The following is a 16,163-nucleotide window of genomic DNA, read 5'->3' on the forward strand; positions in this document are numbered from 1 at the left end:
CCAACCCAAACACAAGAAAATGAAAAAATACGCCCTACTGGCCTTGGTTGTGCTTTTTGCAACGACCAAAGGCGCAGCGCAGCGCAAGAGAAAACGCCAAAAGGAGCAGATCCAAAAAGAGGTGATGTCTACCCCCGCCGAAATGGGTTTTGAAAAGCATCCCAAACTCATTGTGGGTCTTATCGTAGATCAAATGCGCTACGACTACCTCACCCGCTTTTGGAACCGCTATGGTGAAGGCGGGTTTAAGCGTTTAGTGCGTCAGGGATTTAATGCCAAGAACCACCATTTCAATTACGCACCGACCAGTACGGGGCCAGGGCATGCTTCGGTCTATACCGGGGCAAGTCCGTCGAGTCACGGGGTGATCGGGAACAACTGGTACAGCAAAGTACTCGGGCGCTGGGTTTACTGCGCAGGAGACAGCAATTACCAAACCGTTGGAAGTACCTCCAACGCGGGTAAAATGTCGCCTCACCGCATGCAGACCACCACGATGACTGATCAGTTGCGCCTACATACCCAGCAAAGAGGAAAGGTGATCGCCGTGGCGATTAAGGACAGAGGAGCGGTGCTACCGGGTGGGCATTCCGCCAATGCGGCCTACTGGTTCGAAGGAGGAGCCTCCGGCAATTGGATCAGCAGCAGCTATTATATGGAGGAGTTGCCTACGTGGGTTAAGGCCTGGAATGATTCGGATGCCGTAGAGCAGTACAAAAAGGATTGGACGACCCTGGAACCTGTCGAAACTTATACAGAAAGCGGAACGGATGTGAACGCCTATGAAGGCTTTTTTAAAGGGGAAAAAGACAGCGGTTTTCCGCATAAATTGAGCAAGTATTGGGAGTTTAACGGGCAGTTCAGCATGCTGCGCGCCACTCCTTACGGAAACAGCCTGACCATGGATTTTGCTCTGGAAGCCCTGAAGCAAGAAGAATTGGGGCAAGACAAAGACACCGACTTTTTGGCGGTGAGTTTTTCGAGTACGGATTATGCGGGTCACTTTTTTGGAGTCAACTCCAAGGAAGTGCAAGACGTGTACATGCGTTTGGACAAAGAGATTGAGCGTCTGCTCAATACACTTGACGCTCAGGTAGGAGAAGGGGAGTACACCCTTTTCTTGACGGCGGATCACGGAGCTATTCACGTACCGACTTATCTAAAGGATCAAAAATTGCCGGGGGATTACTGGGATAAAAGTGCCATGAGGGAAAAATTGACCTCCTTTTTGGAAGAGCAGTACGGAACCGATAAGGTCGTGAGTGAAGTGGGGTATAGCGATGTCTTTTTGAATCGCCCTGTTCTGGACAGTTTGGATTTGGAACTCGATGACGTACAGGAAGAAATTGCCGAGCACTTTTTGTCGTATGAACAAGTCTACAAGGTCTATACCGGTACCCAACTCTGGGAGCAGGATTACAGCAGAGGTCTGGCGAGAACCGTACAGAATGGCTGGCATCAAAAGCGCTCAGGCGACGTAATCTTCTTATTTAATCCGGGGGTTATCGATTACCCAAGAACCGGTTCTACGCACGGGTCCGCTATGATTTATGATACCCATGTTCCGCTCTTGTTTTATGGAGCAGGGATTCGTTCCGGTTCTACGGCGGAGCGTACAGAGATCCCGGATATCGCCCCGACGATTTCGGTTTTGATCGGGATGGCTTTTCCGAGCGGTACAACCGGCCAGCCGATCAGTGCTGTTTTGAAGTAAGGGCTTGCCAAACTCCTTTCCAGCGTTGGCCTCGAATGAAGTGGCCTTGGGCTCTAGTCACCAGGTGATCGGAGCCGAAGAAGCCTTTCCAATACCCAGAGTACATTCTTCCAAATTGGCATAGTAGGGATAAAGGGTTCGAGGAAGAATGCCGTGCGGTTTTGAGACAAGCCAGGGCTCCCAAGAGGGGGTCAAAGCGCATCCTTCCCAGCACCTTACCTTTTTCGCTTATCCTTTGGGCTGTATAGCCGGCTCCCGTTGGGCGAAGGTGTTTCACCTGAAGGTCTTGGAGCGTTTTTGTGGTAAAACCCGCAAATTCGATCTGCCAGCGGTCTACGCTGTCCCATCCTCTGCTTTGAGCCAGGCCGCCTATGGCTTCAAGGGCTTCTTTCCGGTAAAGTTTTATCGGGCCCCGAACATGGTCTTTTTTAGCGATGTTTTCATAAACCCAATCCGTTCCCTTTTGAACGAAGAGGAGTCCTCCTGCAAGACCCAAGCGTTTCTCTTTTTTAAAGAGTTCTTCCATCTTTTGAAAGTAGTCGGAAGGCAGAATGAGGTCGGCGTCGAATTTTCCGAGGAGATCACAGGCTTTGAGGTGTTCTTTTCCTTTATTGAACGCTTGAATTACCTTGGCGCCCGGTTGGTGCTCTGCACTGCTTTGGTGCTCAATGAGCTCGATAAAGGTGTGCTCGGCAGCAAATTCTTGGGCTATGCTTTGCGTTTGATCCGTGCTGTTGTCGTTGACGATGATGAGTTGGTCTGGTTGCCGACTTTGCTCGACAAAAGAGCGCAAGCAGGTCCTCAGGTGTTCTGCTTCGTTATGAGCCGGAAGAACCACTGCAATTCTCATGCGCGTTCGGCGTAGATGAGGTAGTAACGGGGTGTAAAGGTGCGGAGCAGGGGGCGGAGGCCAATTTTCTTGACCGGATGGGCCCACTGAATAGAATCTTTGATTTCCCAGCCGGATTTTTCCATCAGCCAATCGAATTGCCAGTCCTCGAACTCGTGGTAGTGGCGATCCCAGGGATCAGTTTTGCTGCGGTAAGCGGTCGAAAACCACAAGCGCAATGGCACACTAGCCAGAAGTTTTTTGGGTTTATCGATGGCGCGCAAAAGATTAATTGGCGCCAACATATGTTCAAAAATTTCGAAAGCCGTGACCACATCGGCCTCGGTTTGCTGAACCACGCCAAAATCCAGGTCCAGGTCTTCCCCACTGGTGTTGTGAACCTGAAAACCTTTCTGCTGTAAAATTTCAGAAAAAGGATTGCTGACCCCCAAGTCCAAAATGGTCTCGGCGGGGTCTACGTGTTTTTGAAGAAAGTCAAATGTTTTTTCGTACCGTCGGGTCGGAAAATTGTTTTCGTACATCTAATAGCGGTAGACCAGGGCGTTGATGTTCATCCCGGCACCTACGCTCGCAAAGATAACAACATCCCCTTCTTCCAGTGCATGTCCTTCGACTTGACCTTTACGCACCATATCCAAAAGGGTAGGTACGGTGGCCACTGAGCTATTGCCCAGTTTTTCGATGTTCATCGGCATGACGTTTTCTGGCACTTGGGCGCCGTACAGACGATAGAAACGCTTAATGATGGCAGCATCCATTTTCTCGTTCGCCTGGTGGATGAAAATCTTTTTAACCTCATCAATTGATACGTCTGATTTATCCAAACACGCTTTCATGGCCTGAGGAACTTCGGTACAGGCGAATTCGTAAACCTTGCGGCCTTGCATTTTGATGTAACGCGTATCGGTATTCCGGCTGTCCTGGTTGTTGGATTTGTCAAAGTACAGGAAGTAGGCCTCATCCATGGCAAAAGTGGCCGAGTGGTGCGCTAAAATACCGGTTTGAAGGGCGTCTGTTTCTTCTGAATCTTGGGCTTCAATGATGGTTGCGCCGGCACCATCCGCAAAGATCATACTATCTCTGTCATGACAGTCCACGACACGTGAAAGGGTTTCTGCACCAATAACCATGCAGCGTTTGGCCATGCCGCTCTTGATGAAGGCTTGTGCCTGTATCATTCCTTCTACCCAGCCTGGGCAGCCAAAAATGAGATCATAGGCAACGCACTCAGGATTTTCAATACGCAAAAGATGCTTGACGCGAGAGGCTAAGCTGGGAAGCATATCTCCCTGATTTTCGCCATGAATGACATCGCCGAAATTGTGGGCAACAATGATGTAGTCGAGGGTTTCCGGATCGATTTTAGCGTCCTGTATGGCGTTTTCGGCTGCAAAACCCGCTAGGTCAGAAGCCTTGAGGTCCTTTCTTGCATAACGTCGCTCACGAATACCGGTGATGGCTTTGAACTTTTCAATGATGGTTTCATTGTGGGTGTCAAAGGCTTCACCGTTTTCAGCGTAAAAATCGTGCTCCAGGAAATCTCGGTTCAGTGTCACTATGGAGGGCACATAACATCCTGTTCCGGTAATGATCGTCTTCATAAGTATAACGTTCTCGATCGGAAGATACATTCGGTCAATTCTTGTTATGCGTGCATAGCAAAAAACGCTACGATGCCCAAACCCCTATTTTGAAGTGCTTAGGATGCTGGAACCGCCTCTTCATAGGCTTCCATGGGTGCGCAGGTACACATAAGATTACGGTCTCCAAAGGCTTCATCCGCTCTTCTGACGGTTGGCCAGAACTTGTTTTCGACCACAAAAGGCAAAGGAAAAGCTGCTTTTTCTCGCGAATACGGAAAGTCCCAATTTTCTGCCGTCAGCATACCCAAGGTGTGAGGCGCATTGCGCAGGACGTTATTGGGTTCTTCCAAAACGGCGTCCTCAATCTCTTGGCGGATCGAAATCATCGCATCACAGAAGCGGTCCAACTCGTCTTTGGGTTCACTTTCAGTCGGCTCGATCATCAAGGTTCCAGCAACAGGGAAAGAGACCGTTGGCGCGTGGAAACCATAGTCCATCAAACGCTTGGCGATGTCCGTAACTTCAATTCCGTGCGCTTTAAATGGACGGCAGTCGATAATCATTTCGTGTGCCGCACGTCCGCGTTCCCCAGAATAAAGAACCGAGTAATGCCCGTCTAAACGCTCTTTGATGTAGTTCGCATTCAGGATCGAAATAATGGTGGCATCGGTCACTCCTTCAGCGCCGAGCATACAGATGTAGCCATAGGAAATCAAACAGGCCAAGGCACTACCCCAGGGAGCTCCTGAAATAGCTGTAATGGCTTGGTCACCTCCGGTAGGAACTACGGGGTGGCCAGGCAAGAAAGGCTTAAGCTGCTCAGCAACACAAATCGGACCAACACCAGGTCCTCCACCTCCGTGTGGAATTGCGAAGGTCTTGTGGAGGTTCAAGTGGCAAACATCCGCACCAATAGTGGCGGGATTGGTCAAACCTACCTGAGCATTCATATTGGCGCCATCCATGTACACTTGCCCACCGTACTGGTGGATCAAGCTTGTGATTTGTACGATAGAGGATTCAAATACCCCGTGCGTGGAAGGATAAGTAACCATCAATGCCGCCAAGTTTTCTTGGTGCTGTAGTACTTTTTCTTCCAGATCCGCAAGGTCGATATTCCCTTTTTCATCCGTTTTGGTGACCACGACTTTCATTCCTGCCATTACCGCTGAGGCCGGGTTGGTCCCGTGTGCAGAGGCGGGTATGAGGCAGATGTTTCGGTGCCCTTCCCCACGGGATTGGTGGTAGGCGCGAATAGTCATCAATCCGGCGTATTCTCCTTGAGCTCCGGAATTCGGCTGCAAGGAAGTTGCGGCGAAACCAGTTATCTCTGTAAGGTAGTCCTCTAGTTTTTGAAGCATGTATTGGTACCCTTGCGCCTGATCGATCGGTACAAAGGGGTGCAAGTGTGCCCATTTACCCCAACTCAAGGGTAACATTTCGGTGGCAGCGTTCAATTTCATGGTGCAGCTACCCAAGGCAATCATGGAGTGATTAAGGGCCAAATCCTTGCGCTCCAGTTTTTTGATGTAGCGCATAAGAGCCGTCTCACTGTGGTATTGCCGGAATACCGGGTGATCTAAAAAGACAGTTTGGCGCTGCAGATTGGCCGGGATAACCTCTTCAGAAGACTCTTTCGCTGTAGCGCTGTCTTTTCCTAAAAAGGAAGAGAAGCAGTCTACGATCTCTTGAAGATCAGCGGCAGTGGTCGTCTCATTGACAGAGATGCCCACTTGTCCCTCCGGAGTGTAGAGGAAGTTTAGACCGGCTTTTTCAGCGATCTTTTTTAGACCTGTACTATTTTCTACTTCGAACAGCAGGGTGTCAAAGTAAACGGAGTTCAGCTGCTGAAGTCCCAGACCTTGTAAAGCTTGATCCAGGGATTTTGCACGATTGTGAACCCGGATCGCAATGTCTTTAAGACCTTCTGGTCCGTGGTACACGCCGTACATTCCGGCCATCACAGCAAGAAGTACCTGAGCAGTACAAATATTGGAAGTCGCCTTGTCGCGTTTGATGTGTTGTTCGCGGGTTTGAAGCGCCATACGCAAGGCAGGAGCACCATCCGTGTCCTTGGTCATCCCAATAATACGACCGGGAATATTTCTTTTGTAGGCTTCGCGAGTAGCGTAGAAGGCTGCGTGTGGCCCACCATATCCCAAAGGAATACCAAAACGTTGGGTGGTACCAACGACAACGTCAACTCCCCACTCTCCAGGAGCTTTTAACAACACAAGGCTAAGGATGTCAGCCGCTACGGCCGTTTTAATTTCTAAAGCTTTTGCATTTTCGATAAAAGCAGAAAAATCTTGGATATTCCCATATTTACCGGGGTACTGAAGCAAGCATCCAAAGTAATTTTCGTCCAGGGTCTGCTCATCAGGATTCCCAATAACGAGCTCAATATTCAGTGGTGTCGAGCGGGTTTTAAGCAAACTCAAGGTTTGCGGTAATACGGCCTGATCAACAAAGAACTTAAGTATTCCTCGTTTCTTTTGGTCTCGACTCCTTACGTCAAACAGCATGGTCATTGCCTCTGCCGCCGCAGTGCTTTCATCCAAAAGGGAGGCGTTGGCAATCTCCATTTGAGTCAGGTCGCATACGACGGTCTGGAAGTTCAAAAGAGCTTCTAAACGCCCCTGAGCTACCTCTGCTTGATAAGGCGTATAAGCAGTGTACCAACCTGGATTTTCGAGAATGTTTCTCTTGATAACAGATGGGGTGACACAGTCGTGGTAACCCAATCCGATATAGCTTTTGAACACCTTGTTTTTGTCGGCGAGTTCCTCGAGATGAACCAGGAATTCCTGTTCGCTTAATGCCGCAGGAAGGTTCAGAGATTGTTTCAATCGGATATCGTCTGGAATGGTTTCGAAAATCAACTGTTCGAGATTTTCTGCTTTAACTACTTCCAGCATTTCTGGGAGATCTTCGGGACGAATCCCGATATGCCGCTGAGCAAAGACTTCTGTTTTCATTAAGGTATCTTTGAAAAAACTTTACAAAATTAGCGAAAACTTCTATCAAATCAGGCATTTAAAGGAGGCTTACTGACCGCTTATCGACCCAAATTGGCCACAGATGGCCGTTGAGCTAATTTTGTCGAATGCTCGGAATTAAGCGGCTTTTGAATTTTTACCTGGACGCCAGTATCCACGTGGCTCTAGCGGTTCTTGCCTTGTATTGGACGAGCGTCTATTTGTTAAACATACTGCCCAATTATTTATTAGCAGGTTTTCTCTTTTTTTCAACAATTGGTTATTACAACCTGGTCAAATACGGTGGACACCTCAAAGTTCCGGCTCAAATGGAGCCTACGAGCTTCGTTATGATCCGAACCCTCACCTTGGTTTCCCTCTTTTTGACCATGGTTTTTAGTGTGCTGATCGACTCAAATTGTATACTATTCTCGGCATCCTGTTTGTGCTGGGAGTCCTTTACGTTATCCCTCTTTTTCCACAGAAGAAGAGTTTGAGAAGTTGGGGACTATTGAAGATTGTTATTGTGGGCTTGGTTTGGACAGGGACAACGGTGGTACTGCCGGTGGTGGATACGGGATTGCCCTGGCACATTGACTTGTTCTTTTTTGGTCTTCAGCGCTTTGTTTTGGTTCTGATTTTGATGATCCCCTTTGAGATTCGGGATAGGAAAGCAGATTCTAGAGAGTTGTATACGCTACCGCAGCGTTACGGAGTTAGGCCTACACAGTGGATTGGGTATCTTTTAATCCTGTTCCTGTTCGTGCTAACCTTTATGCGCAGTCGGTTTTCCGAAGGAGAAGTACTGGTGCGACTGGGTCTTTCGTTATTTCTTTTTGTACTGATTTACTTTTCTCGAAATCAATCAGGAAGGTACTATGCTGGTCTACTGGTAGAAGCTGTGCCGATTTTCTACTGTGCTGCTTTGTGGTGGGTTCTTTACGGGTTGAACTAGTCTAGTTGTTGCTCTTTTCCAATTCTGCCTTCATCTTCGCTTTTTCTTCCTCGCTGAGTATTTGAAGTTTGGACTCGTTACACAATTTGGTGAGCTTGGTGTTTTTGGTCGTGAATAGTTTGCAGGTTTTGCAAATAAAAATGTGATACTTCAACTTGATAATTTCCATTAACGAAGCCTCCCGGTATTGGGATTTGTTGCAGATCTCTGCCGCTTGTTCACACGAAATTTTCATTTTAAAACCAACTTTGATTTAAGCATCCCATGAGCGAGGTTCGCGCTCTATGGATCATTACCCACAGATTGGACGGATTTATACCCAACTCTTTACAAATATCTTCTGTACTCATGCCCTGAATGGTTTTCATGGTGAAAACCCGGGATTGTTTTTTTGGCAATTTATCGATGCAGTTTTGAATGGCGAGGCCCAGTTCTTCATTTTCGATCTCCTGGTCTCCACCTTTGACAAAAGGATCCGCAACGCGTTCCTCGAGCCACTCTCCTTCGGCATCGGTCTGGTCGCTGTACTGGATACGGACTTCAGCCTTGCCTTTTTTGGAGTTGATCTTGCGGTAGTGATCAATGACCTTTCGCTTTAGGATGGCAATGAGCCAGGTTCTTTCTGCGGCGTCCCCTTTAAAGTTCTTGGCCGAATTGAGTCCGGCGATAAAGGTTTCTTGAACGAGGTCTTTAGCGATTTCAACATCGCTGACCTTGCCTATAGCGTAATTAAATAGGTAATCGGCATGCAGCTCTACCCATTTGTCAGGTTGCAATTCATTTGCAATCATAGCAGATAGCAATTTTTTAATGGCCGTGTTTAACCATTTAAAAGTATCTAATTATTATTTAATGCCTAGTGAGCTAGCGGATTTTACCTTTCTGTTAACGCAAACCAGCACGTTTTAAAAGTGCTTCTTGGCGCGGTTCACGACCTCGGAACTTGCGGTAGAGCTCCATGGGAGCTTGTGTTCCACCCTTACTCAATATATTCTCTTTAAAAGAGTCGGCGGTGGCCTGATCAAAAATGCCGGCTTCCAAAAAAGCCTCAAAGGCGTCTGCATCCAGTACTTCAGCCCATTTGTAGCTGTAGTAGCCTGCCGAGTAACCGCCTTGGAAAATATGACTAAAGGCTGTGCTCATACAGGCTTCGGCGACGGGTGGATAAAGCGAAGCTTTTTCCATCGCCGCAGTTTCGAAAGTTTTTACATCCTCAATCGAGGCGTGCTCGGTGGTGTGCCAAGCCATGTCCAAAAGTCCAAAACTAAGTTGGCGCGCGGTTGCCAGTCCTTCCAAAAAGCTACCCATGGCTTTGATCTTTTGGACTTCCTCCATCGGGAGAGCCTCTCCGGTTTCGTAATGCTTGGCAAAGAGCGCCAGAGCCTCTTTTTCGTAGCACCAATTTTCCATAATTTGACTGGGTAGCTCCACAAAATCCCAGTAAACCGATGTGCCTGAAAGTCCTGGAAAGGTTGTGTCGGCCAACATGCCGTGCAGGGCGTGACCAAATTCGTGGAAAAGAGTGAGCACCTCGTCAAAGGACAATAAGGCCGGAGCTGATTCGGTTGCTCGGCTGAAGTTACAAACGATCGAAATGTGCGGGCGGCGGTTTTCGCCATCTTTTCGAGACTGGGATTTATATGAGGTCATCCAAGCGCCAGGACGTTTGCCTTCGCGGGGGTGGAAATCGCTGTAAAACAAAGCAACAAAATTGCCTTCCCCATCGTATACTCGGTAACAGTCGACCTCCTCGTGGTAGGTTGGGATAACCTTGTCCAGGTTGAAATGCAAATCAAAAAGTTTACCTGCAATGGTAAAGACACCCTCCAATACCTGCTGAAGAGGGAAGTACGGTTTAACGGCCTGCTCGTCAAAAGAAAAGCGAGCCTGTTTGAGTTGTTCGCTGTAAAAAGATGCATCCCAACGTTCCAGGGTTTCGATCTGGTCCTGTTCTTTGGCCAGGTCCTGCAGAGCTTTCAGGTCTTTTTGTGCGGCAGGGAGCGCTTTGGATAAGAGTTCTTCTAAAAAGGATTGAACAGTAGCTGGTTTTTCGGCCATTCGTTCGGCCAAGACAAATTCAGCGTGGTTGCCAAAGCCGAGCAGGCGCGCTCTTTCTTCTCGTAGACCAACGATCTCAAGAAGCACCTTTTTGTTGTCGTGATCATTGTCTTGAAACCCTCGTTTGCCGAAAGCCATCGCCATCTCCTTGCGTAGTGCACGGTTTTTAGCGTACTTCATAAAGGGAACATAACTCGGGTAATCCAAGGTAAATACCCAGCCGTCCAGTTCTCGTTGCCCCGCAATCGCTGCCGCCATTTGGCGTAAGCTCTCCGGTAGTCCCTCCAGGTTAGCTTCGTCCGTAATGTGCAGCTGATAAGCGTTGGTTTCGGCTAAGACATTTTCCCCAAACTGCAATTGAAGTCTTGAGAGTAAACCGTCGATTTCACGCAGACGGTCCTTGGAGGCTTCATCCAGTAAGGCCCCGTTACGGCTGAAGGATTTATGTGTTTTTTCTAAAAGGCGATTCTCTTCCGCATTCAGATCCAGTGAAGCTCTTTGGTTCCACACCGAATTGATCCTAGCAAAAAGCTCTTCATTCAAAGTAACATCATTAGAAAAGGCACTGAGCAGAGGCGAAATATCTTGGGCCAGAGCTTGGATCTGCGGATTGGTTTCGGCCGAGTTCAGGTTGAAGAAAACACTGCTCAACCGACCCAGGTGCTCTCCGCTATAATCCAGAGCGGCGATCGTGTTTTCGAAGGTAGCTACTTCCGGGTTTTGGGCAATGGCGTCAATTTCTTTGCGGGCATCGGAAAGGGCAGCATCAAAAGCAGGTTTAAAATGCTCGTCTTTGATTGCGTCAAAAGGTACCTGATCAAAAGAGGTTAATAAGGGGTTACTCATCTTAGGAATTGCCTTGTTTGCGGACTTCTTCAGAGCCCTTAATCACTTTTTCTTTGAGTTGTTCTTTGTACTCACTTATGCGTGTCTGAAGATCGGGATTGGTGCTGCCCAGGATTTGAGCCGCGAGAATTCCCGCATTTTTAGCACCATCCAAAGCGACAGTAGCAACAGGGACTCCGCCCGGCATTTGCAAGATGGAAAGAACAGAATCCCAGCCATCGATTGAATTTCGGCTTTTGACCGGTACACCAATAACGGGCAGGGGAGAAAGGCTCGCCAACATGCCTGGCAGGTGGGCTGCCCCTCCTGCTCCAGCGATGATCACCGAGATCCCTTCTTTGTGTGCGTTCTTGCCGAACTCAAACAGTTTTTCTGGAGTGCGATGGGCCGAAACAATGTCTACCATGACCTCAATCTTGAAATCTTGGAGAATTTCGACGGCTTCTTGCATTACGGGCAGATCACTGGTGCTGCCCATGACGATGGCTACTTTGCTCATAATAATTCACTTAACGCAGACGGAATTCCCGAAACTGCATGCTTTTTGTCTTTTTGGTCAACTACAACCAAAGTTGAAGTTTTCTATTTATTTTATTTTCGACTAACCACTTTCACGGTCCCGGTCACCTTACGCGCAATGCTCATGCCCTTGTTGAAGTCCCGGTTAACAATGGTGATATGCCCCATTTTTCGAAAGGGTCGGGTTTGTTTTTTGCCGTAGAGGTGTGGAGTAACCCCTTCCATGGCAAGAACCTCATCAAGGTGTTTGTATTCTACCTCCACTTTCGTTGGGTTCTCCGACGAGATTGACCATGATGGCAAAGGCTTTGCTGCCTGTGTACCCCAAGGGGAGATCGAGGATGGCACGCAAGTGTTGTTCAAATTGATTGGTAAAGCTCCCTTCAATGCTGAAGTGACCACTGTTATGGGGCCGTGGAGCGACCTCGTTGACCAGTACCTGATCGTCTTTGGTCAGGAACATTTCGACCGCCAAGAGACCGACATGACCATAGGCTTCGGAGACCTGTAAGGCCAATTCCTGCGCCTTGTGGGCCAGCTTAGAATCGATATTAGCCGGGCAGATGACGAATTCTACCTGATTCGCTTCCGGGTGAAATTCCATTTCGACCACCGGGTAATTGGCGACCTGCCCAGACGGGTTACGTGCAACCACCACCGCTAGTTCGCTTTTAAAATCCACCAACTCTTCAGCAATACATTCCACATTGGGAAGCCCGTCCAAATCCTCCAACTTACGGATAATCTTTACTCCACGACCGTCGTAGCCCATGGAAGCACTCTTCCAGACAAAAGGCAATTGAACGCCTCCGTTGGTCATACTGTCTTTGATTTCTGAGGTGTAGGCAAAACGGGTGAAAGGGGAGGTTGGAATTCCCTTGTCCGTATAAAAAAGCTTTTGAGTGGCCTTGTTTTGAATGGTCCGCAGGTTCCGTGTCGGCGGATAGACTTTAAGCCCTTCTTCTTCCAGTTTTTCCAAAGCGTCCAAATTGACATTCTCGATCTCGATGGTCAACAAATCCAGTCCTTTACCGAATTGGTAGACTGCATCGAAGTCCAGTAGGTCCCCTTGAATAAATTCGTTGCATGCCAGTCGAGAAGGGGCCTCCGGAGAGGGGTCCATAACCCGGGTATAGACATCCCACTTGCGTGTTTCGTACAGGAGCATTTTGCCCAGCTGTCCACCGCCCAGAATGCCCAGCTTGAAATCAGAAGAAAAATAGGGTGTACTCATAGTGCTTTAAAACTCAAAAATACGGTGAATTATACGATTCTTCACTCCTGTCTGCCTAGCTCTACCCGGGCTGGAATAAAAAAATGTATCTTTGTCGACCCCAATGAACAAGCGACCTTGATTAAACTTCACGACTCTTATTTCGAGCTTTTTCTCTCGGAGGAAGAAATCCAGGAGGCCGTTGGCAGCCTGGCCGAGAAAATTGCGGCGGATTACAAGGATGAGGTTCCCATTTTTGTGGGAGTCCTCAACGGCTCTTTTATGTTCGTTTCGGACTTTTTAAAGGCCTATCCGCACGATTGTGAAGTTAGTTTTGTCAAGCTCAGTTCATACCAGGGACTCACTTCCACCGGCATCGTTGAAACCCTGTTGGATGTTTCGGAAGATATTGACGGTCGAAGTGTGGTGATTTTGGAAGATATCATCGATACAGGGCGGACCTTGCAGGAATTGGTGCATCTCTTTACCAATACCAATGTAAAGGAGTTCCGCATTGCCTCGTTGTTTTACAAGTCCGAAATCTACAATGGAGAGTACAATATCGACTATGTGGGCTTGGAGATTCCAAACCGCTTCATAGTTGGTTATGGATTGGATTATAATGAATTGGGGCGGAATTTAACCGCTGTTTATCAGTTAAAACAAACCGATATGATGAATTTGGTGATTTTCGGGAAACCTGGGGCCGGTAAAGGTACCCAAGCCGGAATCCTAAAAGAAAAATACAACCTGGTCCATATTTCTACCGGAGATCTTTTCCGCTACAATATGAAGAACAAAACTGCACTGGGGCAGTTGGCTCAGTCCTACATCGATGCGGGCGATTTGGTTCCTGATCAGGTCACCATTGATATGCTGCAGGAAGAAGTGGAGCGCAACCCGGAAGCTGCCGGATTCATTTTTGATGGCTTTCCGCGAACCACTGCTCAGGCCGAAGCCTTGGACCAGTTCTTGGAATCCAAAGGGATGATGGTCAATGGTTGTGTTGCGCTGGAAGCGGATGATGAGGTGCTTACTCTGCGTCTACTCGAAAGAGGAAAGGAAAGTGGACGTTCGGATGATCAGGACGAGTCCAAGATCCGCAACCGCTTTGCGGAGTACAACGAAAAAACAGCGCCGCTAAAGGATTACTATACCAATCAAGGAAAATTCCACAGCATTAGTGGTATCGGAGCTATTGAAGAAATCACTGAGCGCTTAAGTGCGATCATTGATCAATTGCCCAAGTAAGCGACTCACTTATTTAATTTCTCATGACCGAAGGCAACTTTGTTGACTACGTTAAAATCCATGTGGCTTCCGGAAAAGGAGGGCAGGGATCGACGCATTTGCGGCGTGAGAAGTTCGTGGCCAAAGGAGGTCCGGATGGAGGAGATGGTGGCCGCGGAGGGCACGTCTTGGTCCGGGCAAATAAAAACCTCTGGACCCTGCTAAACTACAAGTTCAAGCGGCATTTTAAGGCTGGGCATGGGGAACATGGCGGAAAAAGCAACAGTACAGGAGCCCAAGGAGAAGACATCATTTTGGAGGTCCCATTGGGTACGGTTATCCGAGATACAGAAACCAATACTGTACTCTATGAAATTACTGAAGAAGGGCAGGAAGAAATCCTTCTTCCTGGAGGCTTAGGAGGAAAAGGAAACTCCCACTTCAAATCTCCGACAAACCAAACCCCACGTTATGCTCAACCTGGACGTCCGGGTGAAGAAAAAGACATCACCCTCGAGTTAAAGGTGCTGGCTGATGTAGGTTTGGTGGGCTTTCCGAATGCCGGAAAATCGACCTTACTCTCGGTATTGACGGCAGCCAAACCCAAAATTGCGGACTATCCTTTTACCACCCTCAAACCCAATCTCGGTATTGTTAAGCACCGTGGATTTCACAGCTTTGTGATGGCTGATATTCCCGGGATTATTGAAGGGGCGGCCGAAGGAAAAGGCTTGGGACACTATTTTTTGCGGCATATCGAACGCAATGCGACCCTTTTGTTCTTGCTACCGGCCGATAGTCCAGACTTACGTAAAGAATACGAGGTGCTTCTTTCTGAATTGGAGCGCTACAATCCGGAGATGCTCGACAAGAGCCGTTTGGTGGCCATCAGCAAAACGGACCTCTTGGATGAAGAATTAGAGAGCATGCTCAAAGAGGAGGTTCGCGAAACCTTTAAAGATGTCCCGGTACACTTTATTTCTTCTGTTGCCCAACAGGGTTTACAGCCGCTTAAAGACGCCTTGTGGGAAATTATCAGCCCGGATAAGAACGCGGAATAGCGTATCTTTATAAGGCTATGAGTCGTTTATTTCTGCCCTTTATTTTTCTACTCTTATTGACCTCCTGTTCTGCCGTTTCGGTTCGAACGGATTACGATGCAGACGCCCCCTTGTCTGAAGTCCGCACCTATCAATACCAAAATGAAGGTCCTACTGGACTGAGCGAATTGGACGAAAGACGCTTGTACCGCATGATGGATTCCGTATTGACCAGCAAGGGTTGGCGCAAGAAGCCCCTGCCGGATGTGATCATCGACGTACAAGCTGAATTGGTGGAATCCTCTGGCAATGCGGTGGGCGTTGGGGTCGGCGGTACCGGTGGCCAGGTAGGTGGCGGTGTGCAAGTGGGTATTCCTCTGAATGGACGTTCCCAAAAACGACGAATAACCTTTTTGGTGGTGGATTTTCGCGAACAAGAAGTGATTTGGGAGGCAAGAGCGCTTGGCCCCTTCAGCGAAAACTGGAAACCATCCCAAAGAGAGGAGCAGCTTAGAAATTTGGTTTTAAGGACATTAGACAAGTATCCTTTCGAATCTAACACCCCTTAATTCTCCTTTTTTCGGTTTCGGTCGATTCTTTTGACCGTTCACTCCAAGCTTTTGACCGCTGGTCATAATTTCATTGATGTCCGCTGGCTTCTGCAATAGATTTGTCTCGTAATCAATCATCAAAACGAACATGTTTATCCTATTCAAGTTACTTATCAGTCTGATATTGAATGTTATATTTTGAAACATCAATCGTCTATAAAGAACAATCATCAATCAATCAAAATCGATCAATCATGAAAAATTTAGATGCCACCAAAAAAACTGTTTTAGCTATTGGAGCCCTTAGTACACTCGCCGGAGTAACCGGTGCAGTGCTAGCCGGAAACCTCTTGGAGTTCTTCTTGCCGGTCTACGCTGGATTTACGCTAGTGGGTACTGTGGTCTTCCACCGAGGAGAAGCGGCTGTTGCCTAATCTCCTACAAAACAGAAAAGAGATCAATCAACTCAACCATTGCTGACAAGATTACCGGTGCTTCCCTCTCCAGAAGTGCAATTACCGGAGGTGCCGGTATCTTCAGCCATTTTATTATCCGCCTCATGAAAACTCAGCCATCCACACTTCGGGTATTTGGTGTTACTTTTGGAACAATCTTGGTCACGTTTG

15 protein-coding genes and 1 pseudogene are annotated in these 16,163 nt (G+C 48.0%); 7 read left to right on the forward strand and 9 right to left on the reverse strand.

Annotated elements, in window-relative coordinates; translation table 11 throughout:
* The first annotated feature begins 19 nt into the window (after positions 1-19).
* Positions 20-1,714, forward strand: a complete 1,695-nt coding sequence (gene pafA / locus BST99_RS00255; protein WP_105002376.1) for an alkaline phosphatase PafA — start codon at positions 20-22, stop codon at positions 1,712-1,714.
* Here pafA and BST99_RS00260 read toward each other — a convergent pair.
* The 4 genes from BST99_RS00260 to gcvP form a co-directional block, all read right to left on the reverse strand.
* The gene (locus BST99_RS00260) at positions 1,695-2,564 is read right to left on the reverse strand and encodes a glycosyltransferase family 2 protein (RefSeq protein ID WP_105000015.1); all 870 of its coding nucleotides are present in this window, start codon (positions 2,562-2,564) and stop codon (positions 1,695-1,697) included. The two genes, pafA and BST99_RS00260, sit on opposite strands and share 20 nt — an antisense overlap.
* Positions 2,561-3,085 (reverse strand): methyltransferase domain-containing protein, encoded by a 525-nt coding sequence (locus tag BST99_RS00265; protein WP_105000016.1) that lies wholly within the window; start codon positions 3,083-3,085, stop codon positions 2,561-2,563. Before BST99_RS00265 ends, BST99_RS00260 begins: the two co-directional genes overlap by 4 nt.
* A complete protein-coding gene (locus BST99_RS00270) occupies positions 3,086-4,165 on the reverse strand; it encodes a 3-oxoacyl-ACP synthase III family protein (RefSeq protein WP_105002377.1) in 1,080 nt (359 codons plus the stop codon).
* A gap of 98 nt (positions 4,166-4,263) precedes the next feature.
* A complete protein-coding gene (gene gcvP / locus BST99_RS00275) occupies positions 4,264-7,125 on the reverse strand; it encodes an aminomethyl-transferring glycine dehydrogenase (RefSeq protein ID WP_105000017.1) in 2,862 nt (953 codons plus the stop codon).
* Positions 7,126-7,253: 128 nt separating this feature from the next.
* Between gcvP and BST99_RS00280 the strand changes: the two genes are divergently transcribed.
* Together BST99_RS00280 and BST99_RS00285 are read left to right on the forward strand one after the other, a co-directional pair.
* Positions 7,254-7,622, forward strand: a complete 369-nt coding sequence (locus tag BST99_RS00280; RefSeq protein ID WP_105000018.1) for a hypothetical protein — start codon at positions 7,254-7,256, stop codon at positions 7,620-7,622.
* A gap of 14 nt (positions 7,623-7,636) precedes the next feature.
* Positions 7,637-8,080, forward strand: coding sequence for a UbiA prenyltransferase family protein (locus tag BST99_RS00285; RefSeq protein WP_146106161.1), 444 nt, complete (start codon positions 7,637-7,639; stop codon positions 8,078-8,080).
* A 1-nt stretch (position 8,081) separates the two neighbouring features.
* Here BST99_RS00285 and BST99_RS00290 read toward each other — a convergent pair whose 3' ends face one another.
* From BST99_RS00290 to BST99_RS00310, 5 genes and pseudogenes are all read right to left on the reverse strand, one after another.
* Complete coding sequence (locus BST99_RS00290; protein WP_105000020.1) at positions 8,082-8,315, reverse strand: hypothetical protein; 234 nt, start codon at positions 8,313-8,315, stop codon at positions 8,082-8,084.
* Position 8,316: 1 nt separating this feature from the next.
* The gene (locus BST99_RS00295) at positions 8,317-8,871 is read right to left on the reverse strand and encodes a sigma-70 family RNA polymerase sigma factor (RefSeq protein ID WP_105002378.1); all 555 of its coding nucleotides are present in this window, start codon (positions 8,869-8,871) and stop codon (positions 8,317-8,319) included.
* A 94-nt stretch (positions 8,872-8,965) separates the two neighbouring features.
* Entirely contained in the window at positions 8,966-10,984 is a 2,019-nt protein-coding gene (locus tag BST99_RS00300; protein ID WP_105000021.1) for a M3 family metallopeptidase, read from the reverse strand.
* Between the two features lies 1 nt (position 10,985).
* Complete coding sequence (gene purE / locus BST99_RS00305) at positions 10,986-11,483, reverse strand: 5-(carboxyamino)imidazole ribonucleotide mutase (protein ID WP_105000022.1); 498 nt, start codon at positions 11,481-11,483, stop codon at positions 10,986-10,988.
* Between the two features lie 92 nt (positions 11,484-11,575).
* Positions 11,576-12,737, reverse strand: a pseudogene (locus tag BST99_RS00310) (5-(carboxyamino)imidazole ribonucleotide synthase).
* Between the two features lie 117 nt (positions 12,738-12,854).
* On the opposite strand from BST99_RS00310, the gene BST99_RS00315 reads away from it, so the two are divergent.
* The 4 genes from BST99_RS00315 to BST99_RS00330 all read left to right on the forward strand — a co-directional run bounded on the left by BST99_RS00315 (position 12,855) and on the right by BST99_RS00330 (position 15,971).
* Positions 12,855-13,967 carry an adenylate kinase gene (locus tag BST99_RS00315; RefSeq protein ID WP_105000023.1) on the forward strand — a complete coding sequence of 371 codons (1,113 nt, stop codon included), beginning with the start codon at positions 12,855-12,857 and terminating at the stop codon, positions 13,965-13,967.
* Between the two features lie 23 nt (positions 13,968-13,990).
* Entirely contained in the window at positions 13,991-15,007 is a 1,017-nt protein-coding gene (gene obgE / locus BST99_RS00320; protein WP_105000024.1) for a GTPase ObgE, read from the forward strand.
* 17 nt (positions 15,008-15,024) lie between these two features.
* Positions 15,025-15,555, forward strand: coding sequence for a DUF4136 domain-containing protein (locus BST99_RS00325; protein WP_105000025.1), 531 nt, complete (start codon positions 15,025-15,027; stop codon positions 15,553-15,555).
* 236 nt (positions 15,556-15,791) lie between these two features.
* Positions 15,792-15,971 (forward strand): hypothetical protein, encoded by a 180-nt coding sequence (locus BST99_RS00330; protein WP_146106162.1) that lies wholly within the window; start codon positions 15,792-15,794, stop codon positions 15,969-15,971.
* Positions 15,972-16,163: the final 192 nt, after the last annotated feature.

The organism is Aureicoccus marinus (genome assembly GCF_002954325.1).
Classification (GTDB): Bacteria; Bacteroidota; Bacteroidia; order Flavobacteriales; family Flavobacteriaceae; genus Aureicoccus; species Aureicoccus marinus.

Excerpts from the sequence above, each read along its gene's own strand:
- pafA (WP_105002376.1), top strand. The coding sequence starts at position 20 with ATGAAAAAATACGCCCTACTGGCCTTGGTTGTGCTTTTTGCAACGACC.
- BST99_RS00260 (WP_105000015.1), bottom strand. The coding sequence starts at position 2,564 with ATGAGAATTGCAGTGGTTCTTCCGGCTCATAACGAAGCAGAACACCTG.
- BST99_RS00265 (WP_105000016.1), bottom strand. The coding sequence starts at position 3,085 with ATGTACGAAAACAATTTTCCGACCCGACGGTACGAAAAAACATTTGAC.
- BST99_RS00270 (WP_105002377.1), bottom strand. The coding sequence starts at position 4,165 with ATGAAGACGATCATTACCGGAACAGGATGTTATGTGCCCTCCATAGTG.
- gcvP (WP_105000017.1), bottom strand. The coding sequence starts at position 7,125 with ATGAAAACAGAAGTCTTTGCTCAGCGGCATATCGGGATTCGTCCCGAA.
- BST99_RS00280 (WP_105000018.1), top strand. The coding sequence starts at position 7,254 with ATGCTCGGAATTAAGCGGCTTTTGAATTTTTACCTGGACGCCAGTATC.
- BST99_RS00290 (WP_105000020.1), bottom strand. The coding sequence starts at position 8,315 with ATGAAAATTTCGTGTGAACAAGCGGCAGAGATCTGCAACAAATCCCAA.
- BST99_RS00295 (WP_105002378.1), bottom strand. The coding sequence starts at position 8,871 with ATGATTGCAAATGAATTGCAACCTGACAAATGGGTAGAGCTGCATGCC.
- BST99_RS00300 (WP_105000021.1), bottom strand. The coding sequence starts at position 10,984 with ATGAGTAACCCCTTATTAACCTCTTTTGATCAGGTACCTTTTGACGCA.
- purE (WP_105000022.1), bottom strand. The coding sequence starts at position 11,483 with ATGAGCAAAGTAGCCATCGTCATGGGCAGCACCAGTGATCTGCCCGTA.
- obgE (WP_105000024.1), top strand. The coding sequence starts at position 13,991 with ATGACCGAAGGCAACTTTGTTGACTACGTTAAAATCCATGTGGCTTCC.
- BST99_RS00325 (WP_105000025.1), top strand. The coding sequence starts at position 15,025 with ATGAGTCGTTTATTTCTGCCCTTTATTTTTCTACTCTTATTGACCTCC.
- BST99_RS00330 (WP_146106162.1), top strand. The coding sequence starts at position 15,792 with ATGAAAAATTTAGATGCCACCAAAAAAACTGTTTTAGCTATTGGAGCC.